Source organism: Blastococcus capsensis (assembly GCF_030165005.1).
Lineage (GTDB): Bacteria > Actinomycetota > Actinomycetes > Mycobacteriales > Geodermatophilaceae > Blastococcus > Blastococcus capsensis.
Genome location: NZ_JASNNW010000025.1, coordinates 48,098 through 69,513, shown reverse-complemented (window position 1 = coordinate 69,513; position 21,416 = coordinate 48,098). Strand labels below are relative to the sequence as shown.

The 21,416-nt window shown below is 74.8% G+C and carries 16 protein-coding genes; 7 read left to right on the top strand and 9 right to left on the bottom strand.

The genetic code is table 11. The features are described from left to right. Positions 1-11 precede the first annotated feature (11 nt). A complete protein-coding gene (locus QOZ86_RS18710) occupies positions 12-398 on the bottom strand; it encodes a hypothetical protein (protein WP_284493488.1) in 387 nt (128 codons plus the stop codon). Between the two features lie 182 nt (positions 399-580). Between QOZ86_RS18710 and QOZ86_RS18705 the strand changes: the two genes are divergently transcribed. Then, positions 581-1,342: an alpha/beta fold hydrolase gene (locus QOZ86_RS18705; protein ID WP_284493487.1), complete on the top strand. Its 762-nt coding sequence runs from the start codon at positions 581-583 to the stop codon at positions 1,340-1,342. A 186-nt stretch (positions 1,343-1,528) separates the two neighbouring features. Here the strand turns inward: QOZ86_RS18705 and QOZ86_RS18700 are convergent, their stop codons facing one another. From QOZ86_RS18700 to QOZ86_RS18685, 4 genes are all read right to left on the bottom strand, one after another. Then, positions 1,529-2,659: an aromatic ring-hydroxylating oxygenase subunit alpha gene (locus QOZ86_RS18700; protein WP_284493486.1), complete on the bottom strand. Its 1,131-nt coding sequence runs from the start codon at positions 2,657-2,659 to the stop codon at positions 1,529-1,531. After that, positions 2,656-3,807, bottom strand: a complete 1,152-nt coding sequence (solA, locus tag QOZ86_RS18695; RefSeq protein WP_284493485.1) for an N-methyl-L-tryptophan oxidase — start codon at positions 3,805-3,807, stop codon at positions 2,656-2,658. Before solA ends, QOZ86_RS18700 begins: the two co-directional genes overlap by 4 nt. Position 3,808: 1 nt before the next feature. Then, positions 3,809-6,238, bottom strand: a complete 2,430-nt coding sequence (locus tag QOZ86_RS18690) for a GcvT family protein (RefSeq protein ID WP_284493484.1) — start codon at positions 6,236-6,238, stop codon at positions 3,809-3,811. 155 nt (positions 6,239-6,393) lie between these two features. Further along, positions 6,394-7,167 (bottom strand): IclR family transcriptional regulator, encoded by a 774-nt coding sequence (locus QOZ86_RS18685; protein WP_284493483.1) that lies wholly within the window; start codon positions 7,165-7,167, stop codon positions 6,394-6,396. A 128-nt stretch (positions 7,168-7,295) separates the two neighbouring features. Between QOZ86_RS18685 and QOZ86_RS18680 the strand changes: the two genes are divergently transcribed. From QOZ86_RS18680 to QOZ86_RS18670, 3 genes are read left to right on the top strand one after another with little or no spacing between them, the layout of a single operon-like run. Beyond that, a complete protein-coding gene (locus QOZ86_RS18680; protein WP_284493482.1) occupies positions 7,296-7,553 on the top strand; it encodes a type II toxin-antitoxin system Phd/YefM family antitoxin in 258 nt (85 codons plus the stop codon). Next, positions 7,550-7,975, top strand: coding sequence for a type II toxin-antitoxin system VapC family toxin (locus QOZ86_RS18675; protein WP_284493481.1), 426 nt, complete (start codon positions 7,550-7,552; stop codon positions 7,973-7,975). The genes QOZ86_RS18680 and QOZ86_RS18675 overlap by 4 nt, the downstream gene beginning before the upstream one ends. A 40-nt stretch (positions 7,976-8,015) precedes the next feature. Then, a complete protein-coding gene (locus QOZ86_RS18670) occupies positions 8,016-9,653 on the top strand; it encodes a phytoene desaturase family protein (RefSeq protein WP_284493480.1) in 1,638 nt (545 codons plus the stop codon). 254 nt (positions 9,654-9,907) lie between these two features. Here QOZ86_RS18670 and QOZ86_RS18665 read toward each other — a convergent pair whose 3' ends face one another. The 4 genes from QOZ86_RS18665 to QOZ86_RS18650 are packed head-to-tail and all read right to left on the bottom strand — an operon-like array spanning position 9,908 to position 14,162. Beyond that, complete coding sequence (locus QOZ86_RS18665) at positions 9,908-10,672, bottom strand: 3-oxoacyl-ACP reductase (protein WP_284493479.1); 765 nt, start codon at positions 10,670-10,672, stop codon at positions 9,908-9,910. Between the two features lie 2 nt (positions 10,673-10,674). Beyond that, positions 10,675-12,042: an aldehyde dehydrogenase family protein gene (locus tag QOZ86_RS18660; RefSeq protein WP_284493478.1), complete on the bottom strand. Its 1,368-nt coding sequence runs from the start codon at positions 12,040-12,042 to the stop codon at positions 10,675-10,677. 34 nt (positions 12,043-12,076) lie between these two features. Beyond that, the gene (locus QOZ86_RS18655) at positions 12,077-12,763 is read right to left on the bottom strand and encodes a gamma-glutamyl-gamma-aminobutyrate hydrolase family protein (RefSeq protein ID WP_284493477.1); all 687 of its coding nucleotides are present in this window, start codon (positions 12,761-12,763) and stop codon (positions 12,077-12,079) included. A gap of 34 nt (positions 12,764-12,797) precedes the next feature. Beyond that, entirely contained in the window at positions 12,798-14,162 is a 1,365-nt protein-coding gene (locus QOZ86_RS18650; RefSeq protein ID WP_284493476.1) for a glutamine synthetase family protein, read from the bottom strand. A gap of 295 nt (positions 14,163-14,457) precedes the next feature. Between QOZ86_RS18650 and eat the strand changes: the two genes are divergently transcribed. The 3 genes from eat to QOZ86_RS18635 all read left to right on the top strand — a co-directional run bounded on the left by eat (position 14,458) and on the right by QOZ86_RS18635 (position 21,291). Beyond that, positions 14,458-15,909: an ethanolamine permease gene (gene eat / locus QOZ86_RS18645; protein WP_284493475.1), complete on the top strand. Its 1,452-nt coding sequence runs from the start codon at positions 14,458-14,460 to the stop codon at positions 15,907-15,909. A gap of 19 nt (positions 15,910-15,928) precedes the next feature. Continuing rightward, positions 15,929-16,684: a FadR/GntR family transcriptional regulator gene (locus tag QOZ86_RS18640; protein ID WP_284493474.1), complete on the top strand. Its 756-nt coding sequence runs from the start codon at positions 15,929-15,931 to the stop codon at positions 16,682-16,684. Between the two features lie 80 nt (positions 16,685-16,764). Next, positions 16,765-21,291, top strand: a complete 4,527-nt coding sequence (locus QOZ86_RS18635; RefSeq protein ID WP_284493473.1) for a cation-translocating P-type ATPase — start codon at positions 16,765-16,767, stop codon at positions 21,289-21,291. Positions 21,292-21,416: the final 125 nt, after the last annotated feature.

The window sequence follows — 21,416 nt, the reverse complement described above, 5'->3', positions numbered from 1 at the left end:
GAGCGCGGAGGTCAGTCCTTCAAGGACCGGATCCACAGCGCCGTCGCGCCGTAGGCCAGCGAGCTGACGACGGCGCGCCTGGTGGTCCGCCCGCCGGCCTTGCCCGCGCCAGCCAGTGCGGTCAGCGTGTCGAGCAGATTCATCGCCGCCACCGCGGCCAGGCCGCGGTCGACCTCCTCGTCGGTCTTCGCGGTCAGGGCCAGCGCGGAGACGACCAGCGCGCGGCTGCCGAACAGCCGCTGCAGCTGCAGGCCTGCGGGCGTCACCGGGACGCCGTAGCCGCTCGCCACCGACCGCGGCGCCAGGACGCTGATCGCCCCGAACGCCACCCCCACCGCGCCCAGCGCCTGGGCCATCGACTTCTTCGACGTCTCTGCAGCGGTCTTCTTCTTGGCCATCGTCAACTCCCGGAACTGGACAAGGACGGCGTCATCTTCACCGCACCGGCCACTCAACCAGCGGCGTCACCGGGCTGCAGCGCGAAGACAGGCACCGGCCGCTACCGTCCCCGACCATGACCGCCGCCGGCCGCCACGACCCCGGGCACCGGGTGCCCGGACCGACGAGCCACGGGTAGACCGTGCCCCCGGCCGTCGAGCTGCAGCACCGCCCCACCCCGTGGGGCGTCCTGCGCAGCCGGGGCGCCGGCACGCCACGACCGGGCGTCCCCGAGGTCGTCGTCGTCCACGGGCTCGCGGTCGCCGACTACCTCGAGCCCGCCGTCCGCGAGCTCGGCACCTGGACCCGCGCGCACCTCGTCGAGCTGCCCGGCTTCTCCGGCAGCGCCGATCCGCCGCGCCCGATGGACGTCGCCGACCACGCCGACGCCGTCATCGAGTGGCTGACTGCCAGCGGGCTGGACGACGTCGTCCTCGTCGGGCACTCCAGCGGCACCCAGGTCGCCGCGCACGTCGCCGTCCGGGAACCCGACCGCGTGCGGGCGCTGGTACTCGCCAGCCCGACCGTCGACCCCGCCTACCGCAGCATGCGCCGCGTCCTGCTCGCCTGGCGCCGCAACCACGAGCTCGAGCCGCCGGAGCTCGACGTCGAGCACACCCCCGACCGGCAGCGCGCCGGGCTGCGCCGGGTCCGGCACGCGCTCGCCGTCCACCTCCGGGACCGGCTGGAGGACACCGTCGAGCGGGTGCCCCACCCGGTGCTCGTCCTGCACGGCGACCGTGACCGCCTCTGCACCGAGGCCTGGGCGCGCGAGCTCAGCGAGCGGGCCAGGGTCGGCCGGTTCCGCAGCGTTCCCGGCGCGCACAGCTTCGTCTGGACGGCGCCCGGCGCCTGGTCCGCACCGATCGCCGAACTCGCCGGGACCCCGCCGCTACCCCGGTGACCGACCGGCGCCCGCGATAGGCTCGCGGCCGTTCCTGCACACCACCGGCCGGCTGCACCTCGGCACGAGCCAACGGCACTGGCCGCCGCGCTCGTGGTCGCCGCCGCGGCGGCGTACGCGGCCTCGACGCCGCGGGCCGCCACGCAGCCCGAGCCCGTCCCGGCCTGAGCAGGTCCCGGCCGGACGTCACCCCTCCCCGAGCCGGCCGCGCAGCCAGTCGTGGAATAGCGCGAGGTGGTGCTCGACGGGCACCAGCACGCCTCCGGCCGCGTAGGCCCGCGAGCTCATGCCCGGCTGGGTGCGCTCGCAGGCGGCGAAGTCCTGCTGGTTGACCCGGTGGAACAGCTCGACCGACCGGGAGACGTCCAGCCCCGCGGCGACCACCTCCGGGGCGTACAGCCAGTCGCACTCGACCACCGTGCGGTCCACGGCCAGCGGGGTCATCCGCAGCAGGATCACGTGGTCGGGCACCAGGTTGAGGAAGACCGCCGGCTTGATCGTGGCCGCGTAGTAGCGCCGGTCCCGGTCCGGGTCGATCCCCGGGAGCGCGGGGAACCCGGCACCACCGTCCACGGTGAAGCCCTCGGCGGACGCGGCAAACTCCGCGCCGTGCCCGACGAAGGACTGGGCGGCGTACCCGCGGCTGAACTCCGGCAGGACGTCGGTCAGCTCGGGATGGATCGTCGCGCAGTGGTAGCACTCCATGAAGTTCTCGACGACGAGCTTCCAGTTGGCCGCGACGTCGTAGCGGATCCGCCGGCCCAGGGCCAGCCGCCCCACGTCGTACTCCTCGATCGCCGCCGGGTCGCCGAGCCGCTCGGTCACCGCGCCGACCACGTCGTCCTCGAACGACGGCGGGTCGTCGGCCAGGCACACCCACGCGTAGCCCAGCCACTCGCGCAGCTGCACCGGCACCAGGCCGTTGGCCACCCGGTCGACGTCGGGCATCCGCGCCAGGTTGGGTGCGGCGACCAGCGCACCGTCCAGCCCGAACGACCACGCGTGGTACGGGCAGCGCAGCGTCCGGTTGACCTGCCCCGACTCCTCGGTGCACAGCTGCGCGCCGCGGTGCCGGCACACGTTGAGGAACGCCCGCAGGCCGCCGTCCCGACCGCGCACCACCAGCACGCTCTCCCGGCCGACCTGCACCCGCCGGAAGCTGCCGGGGGCGGCGACCTCGTCGGTGCGGGCGACGCAGCACCACATCGCCTCGAACACCAGCTCCTGCTCGCGGGTGAACAGCACCGGGTCGGTGTAGTACCGCCCGGCCAGGGTCGGCATCAGGCTCGAGGAGGGAGCAGGGAGGGTCGCGGTCATGAGGTGGCCTCCAGTGCGGGCCGGCGGGGGTCGAACAGGTCGATCGGGTGCTCGGTGGTTCCCGTGGTGGCGAGGTCGGCGAGGATCTCGCCGACCACCGGCACGAACTTGAAGCCGTGCCCGGAGAAGCCGCAGGCCACGGTCACCTGCGGGTGCTCGGGGTGCGGAGCGATGACGAAGTGCTCGTCCGGCGTCGTCGTGTACATGCAGGTGGCGGCCTTCAGCAGCTCGCCCGGCAGGGTCGGCAGCACCCCGGCCAGGTGCCCGGCCATCGCCGCGACCTCCTCCGGGTGCACCTGCCGGTCGATCGTCTCCGGCGTGCACGGGGTGCCCCGCCGGAAGAAGGCGACCTTGGCCCCGCCGTCCGGGCCGTCGATCGCCGGGAAGCCGTAGACCTGGGTGCCGTCGGCCGCCTCGTGGATGTAGATCGGGTGCCGGTCGGGCGTCCAGGCGCCGGTGCCACCGGTCGGCTGGAACCAGTACATGACCTGGCGCTCCACGGTCAGCGGGACGCCGAGGCCGGCCAGCACCTCCGGCGCCCACGACCCGGGGCTCACCACCAGCGCGCCCGCCTCGTACTCGCCCGCCGCCGTCCGCACGCGCACCCCGCCGCCCGGGGTCGCCGTCCACTCCAGCGCCGGCTCGGAGAAGCGCAGCTCGGCGCCGCGCGCGAAGGCCAGGTCCAGGTGCGCGGCCACGGTCGCCTCCGGCCGGGCGAACCCCGCGGCCGCCTCCACCAGCCCCACCTCGTCGTCGGCCGGGGTCAGCGTCGGGAACCGGCGGCGGACCTCCCCCGCGTCGAGCAGCTCGTGCGCCAGCCCCCACTCGCGGGCGGCCCGCAGGCTGCCGGCGACCGTGCGGCTGTCGGGCCGGCCCAGGAACACCCCGCCGGTGCGCACCAGCACGTCGGTGCCGGAGTCGGCGCACAGTTGGTCCCACAGCTCGTAGGTGCGCAGCAGCAGCGGCACGTAGGCGGGGTCCTCGAAGTAGGCCTGCCGCACGATCCGCGACCCGCCGTGGCTGGAGCCCTGGTCGTGCGCCGGGCCGAACCGCTCCAGCCCGAGCACCCGCTGCCCGCGGGCGGCCAGGTGCGCGGTCGCCGCGCTGCCCATGCCGCCCAGCCCCAGGACGATGACGTCGTAGGCCATGTCAGCACCTCATCCGGGCGCCGGCGGGGTCGACCAGCGGTTCGGCGGCGACGGTCGCCGCGACCGGTGTCCCGAACCAGTCGATGGTCACCGCGGTGCCGGGTTCCGTGAGCGACGCCGGCAGCCAGGCGTAGGCGATGGACCGCCCCATCGTGTAGCCGAAGCACGCGCTGGTGACGTGACCGACCGGCACCCCGTCGACCCGCACCGGCTCCCGGCCCAGCACGGTCGTCGCCGGGTCGTCGAGGGTGAGGCAGGCCAGCCGCCGGTCGTGCGGCCGGCGCTCCAGCGCCGCCCGCCCGACGAAGTCCTTGTCCCGACGGACGGCGAACGACAACCCCGCCTCGACCGGATCGTGCTCGGCCGTCATGTCGGTGCCCCAGGCGCGGTAGCCCTTCTCCAGCCGCAAGCTGTCGAAGGCCCGGCGGCCGGCGGCGACCATCCCGTGCCGCTGCCCGGACTCCCAGAGCACGTCCCACAGCCGCAGCCCGGTGGCCGCGTCGGTGTAGAGCTCCCAGCCGAGCTCGCCGACGTAGGAGACCCGCAGGGCGGTCACCGGCACGCCGCTGACGTGCAGCTCGCGCGCCCGGAAGTAGCCGAACGCCTCGTGCGAGACGTCGCTGCTCGTCAGCGGCTGCAGGACGTCGCGCGCCCGCGGGCCCCACAGTCCGATGCCGCAGCTGCCGGCGGTGGCGTCGCGCAGCTGCACCGACCCGTCGCCCGGGGCGTGCTGGCGGAACCAGTCGAGGTCGAGCGGGCCGTTGGCCCCCACCTGGAACCGCTGCTCGCCCAGCCGGGCGACGGTCAGGTCGCTCCGGATCCCGCCGGCGGCGTCCAGCAGCAGCGTGTAGGTGACCCGGCCGACGGGCTTGGCGACGTCGTTGGTGGTCAGCCGCTGCAGGAAGTCCGCCGCCCCCGGACCGGTCACCTCGATCCGGGTCAGCGCGGTGATGTCGTACATCGCCACCCGTTCCCGGGTGGCCAGCGCCTCGGCGGCCACGGTCGGCGACCACCACCGCGCCGCCCACGCGTCGCGCGGCGGCAGGTCCAGCCCCTCGGCCAGCGGCGCGTTCGACTCGAACCACAGCGGCCGCTCCCATCCGCCCGCCTCGGTGAAGACGGCGCCGAGCTCCTGCTGCCGGCCGTAGAACGGGCTCGTGCGCATCGGGCGCAGCACCGCGGGCGGGTCCAGCGGGTGGATGACGTCGTAGACCTCGACGAACTGCTGCGCGCCCCGCCCGGCCACGTACTCCGGCGAGAGCTGGACGTCGGTGAACCGGTGCAGGTCGCACTCGTGCACGTCGGTGCGCGGCTGCCCATCGACCAGCCACTCGGCCAGCGCCTTCGCCACCCCGGCCGAGTGGGTCACCCACACCGCCCCGGCGACCCAGAAGCCGGGCAGGTCGCGGTGCTCGCCGAGCAGCGGCATGCCGTCGGGGGTGAAGGAGAAGACGCCGTTGATGCCGGCGGATACCTCCGTCTCGGCGAGCCCGGGCAGCAGCGCGAGGCTCTGCTTCCAGGCGTCGGCGAAGTCGTCGGGGGTGAAGGGCAGGCAGCTGTTCGCGTGCGCCTCGGCGTCCTGCGCGGTGACCGGCATCGGCCGGTGGCCGTAGGAGCCGATGCCGACCCGGTCGCCGTGCTCGCGGTAGTACAGGTCGGCGTCCTGGTGCCGCAGGATGGGCGCGCTGATCTCCCGCACCGCGCCGGCCAGCGCCGGCACCGGCGCCGTGGTGGCGTACTGGTGCGCCAGCGGCTGCAGCGGCACGGTCAGCCCGGCGAGCGCGCCGACGTCCGGGCCCCAGAAGCCGGCGGCGCAGACGACGACGTCGGCCGGCACGAAGCCCTGGTCGGTGTGCACGCCGCTGACCCGCCCGTGCTCCTCGGCGACCCCGGTGACCCGGTGCCGGGCCAGGAAGCGGGCCCCTCGGTCGATCGCCCGCCGCGCCTGCGCTTCCCCGGCCGGCACCGCATGCGCCAGCCCGTCGCTCGGCACGTGCAGCCCACCCAGCACGGCGCCCGGGTCGAGCAAGGGGTGCAACCGGGCGCACTCGCCCGGGTCGACCAGGCGGGCCTCGATGCCCCACGAGGTGGCCAGGCCGTGCCGGCGGGCCAGGTCGGCCCAGCGCTCCGGCGTCGTCGCCACCTCCAGGCCGCCGACCGGCCGGAAGACCGGTGCGCCGTCGAGCGCGAGGCCGCCCAGCTTGCCGACGGTGTAGCTCGCGAACTCGGCCAACGTCTTCGAGGGGTTGGTCTGGAAGACCAGGCCCGGGGCGTGCGAGCTCGATCCGCCGGCCGCGAACAGCGGGCCCCGGTCGAGCACGGTGACGTCGGTCCAGCCGCGCGCGGTGAGCTCGTCGGCCAGCGAGCACCCGACGATCCCGGCGCCGATCACCACGACGCGGGGCGACGTCCTGCGGGGAGCCATGTCCATGGCCACGCCCTTCGCTTGTTGCGGCACCCGCAACCGCTCGCGGGATGCGCAACAGGGTCCGGAACGGCTCAGCACCCCGTCAAGAGGAGACCGCGTGTCGGCGCGAGTCCTGACGCGGTGTTCACACCGCCGACACGGAACGCCGTCTCGGTGCCTCAGCCCAGCTGCCGGCCGGTCTCCGTGGCGACGGCGCACAGCCGCTCCGCGACGTCGGCGAACCGGTCGCGGGGCAGCCGGTAGGACGGCGCGGAGACGCTGAGCGCGGCGACCAGCCGCCCGTCCGGCGCGCACACCGGCGCGGCTACCGCGTTGAGGCCCAGCTCCAGTTCCCCCTCGGTGGCCGCCCAGCCCCGCTCGCGCACCTCGGCCAGCACCTCGTCGAGGAGCGTGACGTCGGTGATCGTCGACGGGGTGTACCGCTCCAGCGACGAGGAGGACAGGGCCGCGCGCGCGACCGCCGGCCCGAAGGCGAGCAGCACCTTGCCGCTGGAGGTGGCGTGCAGCGGGGTCCGCCGACCGACCCAGTTCAGCACTCCCACCGAGGCGCTCCCGTGCACCTGGCTGATGTTGACCGCGCTGTCACCGTCGAGCACCGCGAGGTTGACCGTCTCGTCGAGCTCGGCGGCCAGCCGCTCGCACACCTCGCGCCCCAGCCGGGTCAGGTCCAGCTGCGCAGCGCTCGCCCCGGCCAGGCGCACCAACCCGAACCCGAGCCGGTAGGTGCCCCGCTCCCCCAGCTGCTCGACCAGCCCGTGGGCTTCCAGGGTGGCCAGCAGCCGGGAGGCGGTGGACTTGTGCACGCCGAGCTCGGCGCCGAGGTCGGTGACTCCGGCGCTGCCGCGGTCGGCCAGGACGGAGAGCATCGCCAGCGCCCGGTCGACCGACTGGACGAGCGAAGGTTGCCCGTCGCCGTCCGCACCGTTGCGCATGACGCAACGCTAGCCGAGGACGTGACCCGGTGGGAGGCCCGCCGGCGGGCACCGGACCATCCATCCTTGTGCGTGGGTGCACCTTGTGGCTACTTTTCTCACAGAAGTGTGGCCACAGGGGGGGCGTCATGGCGAACATCGGCATCCGCGAGCTGCGGAACGGGCTCAGCAAGCACATCGCCACGGTCGCGGCGGGCGCCACCATCACCGTCACCGACCACGGCCGACCGGTGGCCCGGATCGTCCCCGTGGACCAGCCGACCGCCCTGGAGCGGCTCATCGCCGAGGGAGTCGTGCAATCGCCGAAGAAGCGCAGGGGATCGCTTCCCGAGCCGATGCGGGTGACGGGCACGGTCAGCGACCTCGTCGCCGAGCAGCGCGGGTGATCACCTACTTAGACACCTCCGCGATCGTCCCCCTCCTGATCGAGGAGCCGGGCAGCGCGACCTGCCTCTCGCTGTGGAGCGCTGCCGCCGACGTCGTGTGCAGCCAACTGGGATACGTGGAGACGGCGGCGGCCCTCGCGCGAGCCACGCGCCTCGGTCGCATGACCGCCGAGCAGGAGGAGCGGGGGCTGGCCCAGCTGGATCAGGTCTGGGACGAGATGACCGTCGTTCCCGTGGACGAGTCACTGGTGCGGCAGGCAGCAGCGCTCGCGCGGGACCACGCCCTGCGCGGCTTCGACGCCGTGCACTGCGCGGCAGCCTTGCGGATCGCCGACACCGACGTGGTCGCCGCCTCGGCGGACGGCGATCTGCTCGCCGCCTGGCGGACCGAGGGGCTCCACGTCGCCGACACGAGGGCCTGAGCGGTTTCACTCCCCCACGGAACGGGGCAGTCGGTACCCCATGGCTGCACACGACGTCGTCATCATCGGCAGCGGGATCAACTCCCTGGTCGCCGGCGCCACCCTGGCCAAGGCCGGGCGGGACGTCGGCATCTACGAACGGGCCCCCCGCCTGGGCGGGGCGATCCGCACCGAGACCGACACACCGGCGCCGGGGTTCACCACCGACCTCTTCTCCTGCTGGCACCCGCTGTTCGTCGGCGGTCCGGCCTATCCGGCGCTCGCCGACGACCTGGCCGCCCGTGGTGTCGTCTACCGCAACACCGACCTGCCCGCCGCGGCCGCGCTGCGCGACGGCTCGACGGCGGTGCTGTCCACCGACGCCGACGTCACCGCCGCCGAGTTCGACCGGCTCGCCCCCGGCGACGGCGACGCCTGGCGCTCGTTCCTCGAGGAGTTCGGCAGCAAGGCCGGCATCGCGTTCGGCGCGCTGGGCACCGAGCTGCTGTCGCTGGACGGGCTGAAGCTCGCCGGCCAGGCGGTCCGCCAGCTGGGCCCTCGCGGGCTGCAGCAGTTCGGCGCCGAGGGCCTGGAGTCCGCCCGCACCTGGCTGTCGGGCACGTTCACCTCCCCCGCGGTGCACGGGCTGCTCTCCCCGTGGGTCGGGCACGAGGGCCTGGGGCCCGACGACGCGTTCAGCGGGTTCATCAACAAGGTGATCGCGCTCGCCCTCGCCCAGGGCGGCTGCCCGGTGCCCGAGGGCGGCGGGGTGCGGGTCGTCGAGGCGCTGGCCGGCATCGTCACCGACGCCGGCGGCAGCACCCGCACCGAGGCCGACGTCGTCGCCGTCCAGACCACCGACGGGCGGGCCACCGGCGTCCGGCTGGCCGACGGCGAGGTGGTCACCGCCCGGGAGGCGGTGCTGGCCAGCGTCACCCCGCAGTCGCTGTACCTGGACCTGCTGGACGGCGTCGCGGCGGTGCCCGACCGGGTGCGGGAGGCGGCCCGCGGCTACCGCTACGGCCGCGGCGACATGCAGATCCACCTGGCGCTGTCCGAGCCGCCACGGTGGGCGGAGGACCACGACCGGCTGTCCCGGGCGGCGATCGTGCACGTCAGCGACGGGCTGGACAGCGTCAGCCGCGCGGTCAACGAGGCCCAGCGGCACCAACTGCCCGTCCACCCGACGATCGTCGCCGGGCAGCCCGCCGCGCTCGACCCCACCCGGGTCCCGGACGGCGCCGGCGTCCTGTGGCTGCAGCTGCAGGAGACCCCGGGCCGGCCGCAGGGCGACGCCGCCGGCACCATCGACGTCGGCGACGGCACCTGGACCGAGGAGCTGCGCGAGCGGTACGCCGACCGCGTGGTCGAGGAGCTGTCCCGCCACGTGACCAACCTGGACTCCGCGCTGACCGCCCGCCGGGTGCTCTCACCGGCGGACCTGCAGTCCTGGAACCGCAACCTGGTCGACGGCGACCCGTACTCCGGCGCCTGCACCATCGACCAGTTCCTGCTCTGGCGGCCCACCCCGCGCACCCGCGGGCACCGCACCGCCGTCGACGGGCTGTGGCACATCGGCGCCTCCACCCACCCCGGCCCGGGCCTGGGTGGGGCCAGCGGGCTGCTGGCCGCGCAGCAGGTGATCCGGGCCGCGAAGCCCGGGCTGCTCGCGGCCGGACGGCGGGCGCTGGGCGGCTGAACCGCGGTCGCGGCGGCGCGGTCGGTGGGCGCCGATAGCTCCGCCGACACCATAGGCTGCCGTCGGCGGGCAGCTCTTGCACACCGTCGAGGGGATCGGGCTCCGGGCTGGGTTCGGTCGAACCGCCACCGCCCGGCTTGGCGGACCCCCCAGGCGACGCCGAGAAGCACGGCGCTCACGTTCCGTCGGGGCGCGCTGGCCGCTCCCCCGCGCGTCAGGCGCCGGCCGCCGGAGTGATCCGCCCGGCCGGGCGGTCACTCCGGCGTGACGTACGCCCCCGAGATCCCGCCGTCCACGAGGAACGTCGAGGCGGTCATGAACGACGAGTCGTCGCTGGCCAGGAACGCGACCGCCGCGGCGATCTCCTCCGGCTCGGCGAACCGGCCCAGCGGCACGTGCACCAGCCGGCGGGCCGCGCGCTCCGGGTCGGTGGCGAACAGCTCCTGCAGCAGCGGGGTGTTCACCGGCCCCGGGCACAGCGCGTTGATCCGGATGCCCTCTCGGGCGAACTGCACGCCGAGCTCCCGGCTCATCGACAGCACGCCGCCCTTGGAGGCGCTGTAGCTGATCTGCGACGTCGCCGCCCCCATCACCGCCACGAACGACGCCGTGTTGATGATCGAGCCCTTCCCCTGGCGCTGCATGTACGGGATCGCCGCCTTGCAGCAGAGGAACACCGAGGTCAGGTTCACCTCCTGCACCCGCCGCCACGCATCGAGCCCGGTCACCAGGATCGAGTCGTCGTCCGGCGGCGAGATGCCGGCGTTGTTGAACGCGACGTCCACCGAGCCGTAGGTCTCGTTCGCCGCGGCGAACAGCGCCTCCACGTCGGTCTCGCTGGTCACGTCGGTGCGCACGAAGAGCCCGCCCACCTCGTCGGCGGCGCTCTTACCGGCTTGCTCGTCGACGTCGGCGATGACCACCCGGGCACCCTCCGAGGCGAGCCGGCGCACCGACGCCAGCCCGATCCCGCTCCCGCCGCCGGTCACCACGGCGACCCGACCCTCCAGACGCTGCATTCCTACTCCTCCGTCGCGAGAAAGACGTTCTTGGTCTCGGTGAACGCCGAGAGCGCGTCCGGGCCGAGCTCCCGGCCCAGCCCCGACTGCTTGAAGCCACCGAACGGCGTGCCGTAGCGCACCGACGAGTGCGAGTTGACCGACAGGTTGCCGGCCTCCACCCCGCGGGACACCCGGAACGCCCGCCCCACGTCCCGCGTCCAGATCGACCCGGACAGCCCGTAGTCGGAGTCGTTGGCGATGCGGACGGCGTCGTCCTCGTCGTCGAAGGGCACCACCGCCACGACCGGGCCGAACACCTCCTCGCGCAGCACCGGGTCGTCCGGGCGCGAGGGCGTCAGCACCGTCGGCGGGAACCAGAAACCCGGACCGGAGGGCGCGCTCCCCCGGAACGCCACCGGCGCATCCGACGGCACGTACGAGGCCACTTTGGAACGGTGCGCCGCGGAGATGAGCGGCCCCATCTCCGTGGCGGGGTCCGAAGGGTCCCCCACCCGCAGCCCCGTCACCGCCGGCTCCATCAGCGACAGGAACCGGTCGAACACCGACCGCTCGACCAGGATCCGCGACCGCGAGCAGCAGTCCTGACCGGCGTTGTCGAAGACGCCGTACGGCGCCGTGGCCGCCGCCTTCTCCAGGTCGGCGTCCGCGAACACGATGTTGGCGCTCTTGCCGCCGAGCTCCAGCGTCACCCGCTTCACCTGGTCGGCGCAGCCGGCCATCACCTGCTTGCCCACCGCCGTCGAGCCGGTGAACGACACCTTGCGCACCAGCGGGTTCTCGACGAACCGCCGGCCGACGACGGACCCCTCCCCCGGCAGCACCTGGAAGACGTCCTCCGGGATGCCGGCATCCCGCGCCAGCTCGGCCAGGCGCAGCGCCGTCAGCGGCGTCAGCTCGGCCGGCTTGAGCACCACGCAGTTGCCCGCGGCCAGCGCCGGCGCGAACCCCCACGCCGCGATCGGCATCGGGAAGTTCCACGGCACGATCACGCCGACGACGCCGAGCGGCTCCTGGAAGGTGACGTCCACTCCCCCGGCCACCGGGATCTGCCGGCCGAACAGCCGCTCGGGTGCGGCCGCGTAGTACTCCAGGACGTCGCGGACGTGCCCCGCCTCCCACCGCGCGGCACCGACCGGATGGCCGGAGTTGCGCACCTCCAGCGACGCGAGGTTCTCCACCTCGGCGTCGACGGCGGCCGCGAAGCGCCGCAGCAGCCGCGCCCGGTCCGCGGGCGCGACGCGGCGCCACGACGCGTGCGCAGCAGCGGCGCGCTCGATCGCGAGATCGGCCTCCTCCGCCGACGTCAGCGCCACCTCCTGCAGCAGCTGCTCGTCGGCCGGGTTGACCAGCTGGATGGTCGTCGTCACGCGTCTCCTCGTCGAGGTCGGGTGGTCAGGGCAGTCAGGTCGAGGCACGGGCCGAGGCGTCGACCAGGGCCTGGAACAGCCGGCAGTCGTCCCCGTCCACCTCGGGGTGCCACTGCACGCCGACGGCGAACCGCGGCCCGCGCAGCTCGACGGCCTCCAGTGTCCCGTCGTCCGCCCGGCCGACGGCCACCAGCTCCGGCGACAGCACGTCCACCGCCTGGTGGTGGTAGCAGTGCACCTCGGTCTCGGCGCCGAACACCCCGCCGAGCAGGCTGCCCTCGTCGAGCCGCACCCGCGTCCGCCCGAAGGTCGCCGGCGCCGGCCGGTGCCCCTCGTGGCCGACGACGTCGGGCAGGTGCTGTGCCAGCGTGCCGCCCAGCGCCACGTTCAGCACCTGCATGCCGCGGCACACGCCCAGCACGGGCACGTCGGCGGCCAGCGCCGCCCGCAGCAGCGTCTCCTCCGCCTGGTCACGGACGGCGGACGTGCCGCCCGTCCGCGGATGCGGCTCGGCGCCGTAGCGCGCGGGATCGACGTCCCCGCCGCCGCTGAGCACCAGGCCGTCGAGCACGCCGATCACGTCCGGATCGACCTCGTCCACCGGCGGGAGCAGCAGCGGCGAGCCACCGACCCGGACGACGACGTCGACGTAGGAGCGCGGCAGCACCGCGGCCTCGTGGTCCCAGACCCCGTGGCGGGCGTTCTGCAGGTAGGTCGTCACGCCGATGCGCGGACGATGTCCCCCGCCCACGGAGTCAGAGCCGTTCGAAGCCACGCACCCGCTCCCAGTCCGTCACCGCGGCTTCGAAGGCCGCGACCTCGACCCGCGCGGCGTGCACGTAGTGCTGCACGACCTCCTCGCCGAACGCCTGCACGGCCATCTCGCTGGCCTCGAGCCGGTCGGCTGCCTGTCGCAGCGTCGTGGGCACGCGCGGCTTGTCCGAGGCATAGGCGTTCCCGGTGACCGGCGGCTCCAGCGGCAGCCGGTTCTCCAGCCCGTGCAGCCCGGCCGCGATCAGTGCGGCGACCGCGAGGTAGGGGTTGACGTCGCCGCCGGGCAGGCGGTTCTCGAACCGCAGCGACTCGCCGTGCCCGACAATGCGCAGCGCGCAGGTGCGGTTGTCCACGCCCCAGGCCACCGCGGTGGGCGCGAAACTGCCCTCGGCGAACCGCTTGTAGGAGTTCACGTTCGGGGCGAGCAGCGCCGTCAGCTCCTCCAGGCAGGCCAGCTGCCCGGCCAGGAAGTGGTCCATCAGCGGCGAGAACCCGTGCTCGCCGTCGCCGGCCATCGCGGAGCGGCCGTCCGAGCCGCGCAGGCTCAGGTGGATGTGGCAGGAGTTGCCCTCGCGCTCGTCGAACTTGGCCATGAAGCTCAGGCTCATGCCGTGCTGCGCCGCGATCTCCTTGGCGCCGGTCTTGTAGACGACGTGGTTGTCGCACGTGCTCAGCGCGTCGCTGTACCGGAAGGCGATCTCGTGCTGGCCGAGGTTGCACTCGCCCTTGGCGGACTCGACGTACAGGCCGGCCCCGGTCATCCCGCGGGCGATGTCGCGCAGCAGCCCGTCGATGCGGCCGGTGCCGATCAGCGAGTAGTCGACGTTGTACTGGTTGGCCGGCTCCAGGTCGCGGTAGCCGCGGCGCCAGGCGTCCTCGAACGACGTCTTGAAGGTGAAGAACTCGAGCTCCGTGCCGACGTAGGCGGTCAGACCGTGCTCGGCCAGCCGGTCCAGCTGCCGCTGCAGCACCTGCCGGGGCGACGGCGCGACCGGCCGGCCGTCCAGCCACCGGACGTCGCAGAGCACCAGCGCCGTCCCCGGGTGCCACGGCACCAGCCGCAGCGTCGAGACATCGGGGCTCAGCGCGAAGTCGCCGTAGCCGCTCTCCCACGAGGTCATGGCGTAGCCGGGGACGGTGTTCATCTCGACGTCGACGGCGAGCAGGTAGTTGCACGCCTCGGCCCCGTGCGGCAGCACCTCCTCCATGAAGTACCGGGCCCCGCAGCGCTTGCCCTGCAGCCGGCCCTGCATGTCGGTCATGGCGACCAGCACGGTCTCGATCCGGCCGTCGGCGACCAGCCTGCCCAGCTCGTCGACCGACAGCGGTGCCGGGGGTCGCTCCACGTAGCCTCCTCGGGCGCTGCACCCCTTCCGTGCGGACGGTGGGGGCGTCAAGGGATCAGCACGAGTCCATTGCGGGCAGATGCAACACGTCCGACCGGCCCGGCGTCAACGGCTTCCGGACCGGCCGGCAGTCGGCGCCTTCGCAGGTCAGGTCGGAGCACCGATTGCACGGGGGCGGCGCCACAGCCTTGACAGGGCCCGCGCGCACGGCCACTGTTCGCGCCACCGATCACACCCAAAGGTCCAGGTGAAGCCCAAAGCCCGCCGCTGGGCGGGCCCGAGCATGGAGGCCGGCATGGCCGATCGCCGCCACGTACACGGTGCCGACTACGAGCGGGTCGACGCAGATTATCTGGAGCAGCGGCAGCTGCGGGGCGGCGCGGCCGGGTGGGTGCTGCTGGCCGGGCTGGGCGTCGCCTACGTCATCTCCGGCGACTTCGCCGGCTGGAACTTCGGCCTGGCCGAGGGTGGCTGGGGCGGTCTGCTGATCGCCACCGTGCTCATGGGGATCATGTACACGGCCATGGTCTTCGGCCTGGCCGAGCTGGCCTCGGCGCTGCCGGTCGCCGGCGCCGGTTACGGGTTCGCCCGCCGGGCGCTGGGGCCGCTGGCCGGGTTCGCCACCGGCACGGCGATCCTCATCGAGTACGTCATCGCCCCGGCCGCCATCGTGGTGTTCATCGGCGGATACGTCGAGGCGCTGGGCCTGTTCGGGCTGACCAGCGGCTGGCCGGTCTACCTCGTCTGCTACGCGCTCTTCGTCGGGGTGCACCTGTACGGCGTCGGCGAGGCGCTGAAGCTGATGTTCGGCATCACCGCGATCGCCGTCGTCGCCCTGGCCGTGTTCGTCATCGGCATGCTGCCCCGGTTCGACGCGGCCAACCTGTTCGACATCGAGCCCACCACCGCCGCCGGGGCCAGCGACTTCCTGCCGTTCGGCTTCGCCGGCGTGCTGGCCGCCTTCGTGTACGGCATCTGGTTCTTCCTCGCCGTCGAGGGCGTGCCCCTCGCGGCCGAGGAGGCGCGCGACCCCAAGCGGGACATGCCGCGCGGGATCATCGCCGCGATGATGGTGCTGCTGGTCACCGCGGCCCTCATGCTGGTCACCGCCCCCGGCGGGGCCGGTGCGGCCGCGATCGCCGAGTCGGACAACCCGCTTCCCCTGGCGCTGCGGGAGGCCTACGGCGGCAACACCTGGATGGCGGACTTCGTCAACTACGCCGGTCTCGCCGGCCTGGTGGCGAGCTTCTTCTCCATCGTGTTCGCCTACTCGCGGCAGCTGTTCGCGCTCTCGCGGGCGGGCTACCTGCCGCGCTGGCTGTCGCGCACCAGCTCCCGGAAGACACCGCACCTGGCCCTGATCGTCCCGGGGCTGATCGGCTTCCTGCTGGCCGCGATCACCCAGGACGGCGCACTGCTGATCAACATCGCCGTGTTCGGCGCGACGGTGTCCTACGTGCTCATGATGCTGTCGCACATCGTGCTGCGGAGGCGGGAGCCCGACCTGCACCGGCCGTACCGCACGCCCGGCGGTGTCGTCACCACGGGCATCGCCCTCGTGCTCGCTGCGGCCGCCGTGGTGGCCACCTTCTTCGTCGACGAGAAGGCCGCCGGCATCACCGCGCTCATCTTCGTGGCGGCGCTGGCCTACTTCTGGTTCTACAGCCGGCACCGCCTCGTGGCCGACGCCCCCGAGGAGGAGTTCGAGGCGATCGGGCGGGCCGAGGCCGAGCTCGCAGGCGACTGACCCCGGCCGGGGATCCCCGATGAAGTCATCGGCGGCCCCGCCACCGGCGGGCGACGAGCTGCCCGTCCGCGGCGCCGACCAGGCCGTCTTCCGCCCGATCCGGGGCGGCAACGCCTTCGAGGAGACGGTGGAGCGGCTGCTCCAGGCGCTCCGGCTCGGCGTCGTGGCGCCGGGAGGGCGGCTGCCGCCGGGACGCGAGCTCGCCCCGCGGCTCGGGGTGAGCCGCGCGACGCTGCGGGAAGCGGTCGCGACCCTGCAGTCGGCCGGCTACCTGGAGTCCCGGCGTGGGCGCTACGGCGGGACGTTCGTCGTGGCGGCGCCGCCGGCGGGTGCGCGACCGGGCCCTGCCAGGAGCCGGCCGCCGGCGGACCTCGAGGACGTCCTGCAGTTCCGGCTCGTGCTCGAGGCGGGCGCGGCCGAGGCCGCCGCGGCCCGATCGCTGACCCGCGCGGACCGCGAGCACCTCACCGGCCTGCTCGCCGGGTGCACCGGCGCCGGTCCTGCCGACTACCGCAGGCTGGACTCGCGCCTGCACCTCGCGGTCGCCGAGGTGGCCGGCTCCCCGTCCCTGACGACGGCGGTCGCGGACGTCCGCACCCGCGTGAACGAGCTGCTCGACGCCATCCCGCTGCTGCCGCCGAACATCGAGCACTCGGACCGCCAGCACGCGGCGGTCGTCACCGCGATCCTGGCCGGCGACCCCGAAGGCGCGCGCTCCGGCATGGCCGAGCACCTGGCCGGCACCGCGGCCCTGCTGCGCGGCTTCCTCACCTGACGGGAACCGAGGACCCGCACCCCCTGCGGTTCACACCCAGTCCACGTACCGTTCCCCGTGACCGCCGTCACGGGGGTGACATGACTCTGCTCGATCGGCTCGACTCGGCCCGGAGGGCCGCACGCGAGGCCGCCGGCCTCGCCGCCGGCATCGCCGGGCTGGCGGCCGTCCCCGTGCTCGTCGGCGCCGGGCTGCTCGGCGAGACGGCCGGGCTCACGAGGAGCGTCGCCCGCGCCGGGGTCAACGGCTCGCTGCACCTGGCCCAGAGCGCCGCCACACGTACCACCCGCGCGGTCGGCACCCTGGTCACCGGTGCCGACCCGCTCCCCGGCGGCCACCTGCACGACCTCGTCGACGCCGCCAAGGGCATGCTCGAGCCGCCACTCGCCCGCCACACGAGGAGGGTCTGGGGCGACCGCGACCGCCTGCAGATCGAGGTCGAGGACCCCACCGACGACGACGCCCCGGGCGCCCGCCGCGCGCTGCGCAGCCACCTGGAGCGGCTCGAGGGCGTCGAGTGGGCCACGGTCAACGACGTCGTCGGCCGGGTGATGATCGCCGTCGACGCGCGCCGGGTCACCGTCGAGGACGTCGTCGGCGTGGTCACCGAGATCGAGCAGGCCCGCGGCGGCACCGGCGTCTTCCCGCAGCGCCCCGACCACCCGGCCGATCTCGAGCCCCTCCTGGCCGCTGTCCTCGCCGCCGCGGTCGACACCGCGGCGTTCGGCGTCGCCACCGCCGCCAAGTACCTGCCGATCCCCGCGGTGCACCGGCACGCCACCCTCCTCATGTCCGTGCTGGACACGCAGCAGTGGCTCAAGCGGGCGCTGTCCGACCGCATCGGTCCCGTCGGCACCGACCTCGTCTTCGAGGGCACCAGCGCACTCCTGCACGCCCTCACCCAGAGCCCCACCGTGCCGGCGCTCAACGCCACCGCCGCCGTCCAGCGGGCCCTGGAGATGCGCGCCCGCCGCCAGGTCTGGTGCCGCCGCGAACGGGAGCTGTGCCGCCCCGGACCCGACGACGACGAGGCCACACCCGAGCAACCCCCCGGCCCCCGCCCGGCACCACTGCGGAACGGCCCGGTCGAGACCTACCGCGACCGCCTCGCCCCCAGCGAGCTCGCCGCCGCCCTCACCCTCCTCGCGCTGACGCGCCGCCCCGGCCGCTCCGCCGACCTGCTGCGGGCCCTCACCCCCAAGGCCGCGGTCCAGGGAAGAGAGTCCTTCGCCGCCACGCTCGACCTGCTGCTGTGCCGCCGCGGCATCCTCCCGCTCGACGGCTCGGCCTACCGCCGGCTCGACCGCGTCGACACCGTCGTCGTCGACGCCGCCACGCTCTGCACCGGCCCGCCGGTGGTCGTCGAGGCCACCGCCGAGGCCGACGGCTGGGACGACGCCGCCGTCTGGACAGCCGCCAGCCGCCTGCTCACGACGAGCGATGACGGGAGCCGGCTGCGCCTCGGCCCGGTCCGCAGCAGCGACGACGCTCCCGGCGGCGAGGTCCGCTCCCTCCTTGAAGGCCGCAGGAGGGTCGGCACCGTCACCGTCGCCGCCGAGCTCGACCCGCACGCCGAGGCGCTGCTCAGCACCGCCGCCGACGCCGGCCTCGAGCTGGTGCTCACCCGGCACGTCGGTGCCCGGGAGATCGCCGGCCTCACCGACGACATCGTGCCCGCAGACGTGCCGCTCGTCGACACGGTCCGGCAGTTGCAGGAGGACGGGCGCGGTGTCCTGCTGGTGTCCGCCGTCAACGGCCCGGCGCTGCTGGCCGCCGACATCGCGGTCACCCCGGTCCTCGACGGGCGGGCACCGGCGTGGGGCGCGGACCTGGTCACCTCCCCCGGGCTGGCCGACGCCTGCCGGATCGTCGCCGCCGTCCCCGACGCGAAGGCGGTCAGCCGGCGGTCCGCCGCCACCGCCCTGACCGGCAACGTGCTCGGCGGCCTGCTCGCCGCCGTCGGCAGCGCCCGCTACGGCCAGCGAAAAGCGACGACGCCGGGCAAGGGCGCGACGGTGAGCACCATGGCCGCCGCCACCTGGACCGCCGCCCGGTCCGCGAGCCGCCCCGTTCCCGCCCCGACCGTGCACACCCCCTGGCACGCGCTCGAGCCCGACGACGTCCTGCGCCGGCTGGCCGACGTCCCGGCCGAGCCCGAGCACCGCCCCGGCCGCGTGCCGGCCCTGGCCCGCCGCGCGGCCGCGCTCCCGCCCGTGCGGGTACCGGCCCGGTTCGCCCGTACGGTCGCCGCCGAGCTCGCCGACCCGCTCACCCCGATCCTGGTCACCGGAGCCGGCGCGACCGCCGTCCTCGGCGAGGTCACCGACGCAGTGCTGGTCGGCAGCGTCACGGCGATCAACGCCGTCGTCAGCGGGCTGCAGCGGCTGCGGGCGGAGTCCGCGCTGGAGGCGCTGCTGCTCGAGCAGGAAACCTGCGCCCGCCGGGAGACCGACAGCGGTCACGAGGAGGTGCCCGGCACCGCGCTGCGCGTCGGCGACGTCCTCCTCGTCGAGGCCGGGACCGTCGTGGCCGCCGACGCCCGGCTGCTGGAGGCATCGGACCTGGAGGTCGACGAGTCCGGCCTCACCGGCGAGTCGCTGTCGGTCGCCAAGTCGGTGGCCGCGACGCCCGGGGCCGAGGTCGGCGACCGCACCTGCATGCTGTTCGACGGCACCACGGTCGTGGCCGGCCGTGGCCGAGCGGTCGTCGTCGCCGTCGGCTCCGCCACCCAGGCCGGGCGGGCCGCGCGCGCCGCCGGGGGGGCCGCTCCCCCGGCCGGCGTCCAGGCCCGGCTGGCCGAACTCACCCGCGCCGTCCTGCCGCTCACCCTCGCCGGCGGCGCGGCGGTCACCGTCCTGTCCGTGCTGTGGCGCCGCCCGCTGCGCGAGTCGGTGTCGGCCGGGGTCGCCATCGCGGTGGCCGCCGTCCCCGAGGGGCTGCCGCTGGTGGCCACGGTCGCCCAGCAGGCGGCGGCCCGGCGACTGTCCCGGCGCGGCGCGGTGGTGCGCAGCGCGCGGGTGCTGGAGGCGCTCGGCCGCGTCGACACCGTCTGCTTCGACAAGACCGGCACGCTGACGGAGAACCGGCTGCGGGTCACCCGCCTGGTCCCGCTCGACGGCACTGAAGAGGAACTGCTCCGCCTGGCGGCCGCCGGCATGGGCAACGGCGACGACCGGGCCCACGAGACCGACCGCGCCGTCCTCGACGCGGCCGGCGACGCCTGGGACTCACCCCCCGACGCGAGCCTCGCCTTCGCCGCCGGGCGCGGCTTCTCCGCCGCCGTCCGGGACGGGCGGTTGGTGGTCAAGGGCGCCCCGGAGACCGTGCTCCGCCGCTGCGCCGACGCCCCGCAGGTCCATGACCGCATCAAGGAGCTGGCCGGCGAGGGCCTGCGGGTGCTCGCCGTCGCCGATCGCGCGGTCGACGGCGTCCCCGACGACCTCGACGAGGCCGCCACCGGCCTCACCCTCCGCGGATTCATCGGGCTCGCCGACACGCTGCGGGAGTCCTCGGTGCGCGCCGTCGAGCAGCTGCGGGCCGCCGGGGTTCGCGTCGTCGTCGCCACCGGCGACCACCCGGAGACCGCCAGCGCGATCGCCGCGGAGGCCGGTATCCCGGACGCCGACCTGGTGGTCACCGGCGCCCAGCTGGCCCGCGCCTCGGACTCCGAACGGGCCCGGCTGGTGGCCGAGACCGCGGTGTTCGCCCGCCTCTCCCCCGAGCAGAAGGTGACCCTGGTGGCCGCGCTGCGCCGGGCCGGGGCGACGCTGGCCATGACCGGCGACGGGGTGAACGACGCGGCGGCGATCCGGCTGGCCGACGTCGGCGTCGGGGTCGAGGGCGCCGAGTCCCCGGCCGCCCGCACCGCCGCCGACCTCGTGCTCACCGACCTCGACCTCACCCGGCTGGTCGACGCGATCGCCGAGGGCCGGGCCATGTGGTCCCGGGTTCGCGACGCGGTGGCGATCCTGGTCGGCGGCAACGCCGGCGAGGTGGCGTTCACCGTGCTCGGCACCGCGGTCGGCGGCCGGGCGCCGCTGGGCACCCGTCAGCTGCTGCTGGTCAACCTCCTGACCGACATGTTCCCGGCGCTGGCCGTCGCGGTCGCCGCACCCCGGCAGGTCCAGGCCGGCGACGACGACGGCCCGCTGGCCGGACACCCGCTCGCCGCCGTGCTGCACGCCGGCCCGCACCGCGGCTTCACCCGGGAGGTCCGCCGCATGGTGCTCGTCCGGGGCGCGGCGACAGCGGCCGGCGCCACCGGCGCCTGGGCCGTCGGGCGGGCCACGCCGATCCTTCCCGGCCGGGCGAGCACGATGGGCCTCGCCGCGCTGATCAGCACCCAGCTGGCGCAGACCGCGTGGTCGGGACGGCGCAGCCCCCTGGTGCTGGTCACCGTGGCCGGCTCGCTCGCCGCCCTCGTGGCGATCGTGCAGACCCCGGGCCTGAGCCGGTTCTTCGGCTGCACGCCGCTGGACCCGGTGTCGTGGTCGACGGTGCTCGGCTCGGCCGCCGTCGGCGCCGCGGGCGCGGAGCTGGTGCCGCCCCTGGTCGCCCGGTGGCGGTCCGCAGGCAGCAGTGGTGCAACGGCGCCGGCTTCCTCGTAACTCCTGGCGGCGAGCAGCCGGACGGCAACCAGCCCACACGTGGGCGGCCGTTGCTCGAGGGCCGTACCTGCCACGGCTCGCCCCGAAGCTGTGTGGCCGTCGAGCTGCATCCCAACCCGGTACCA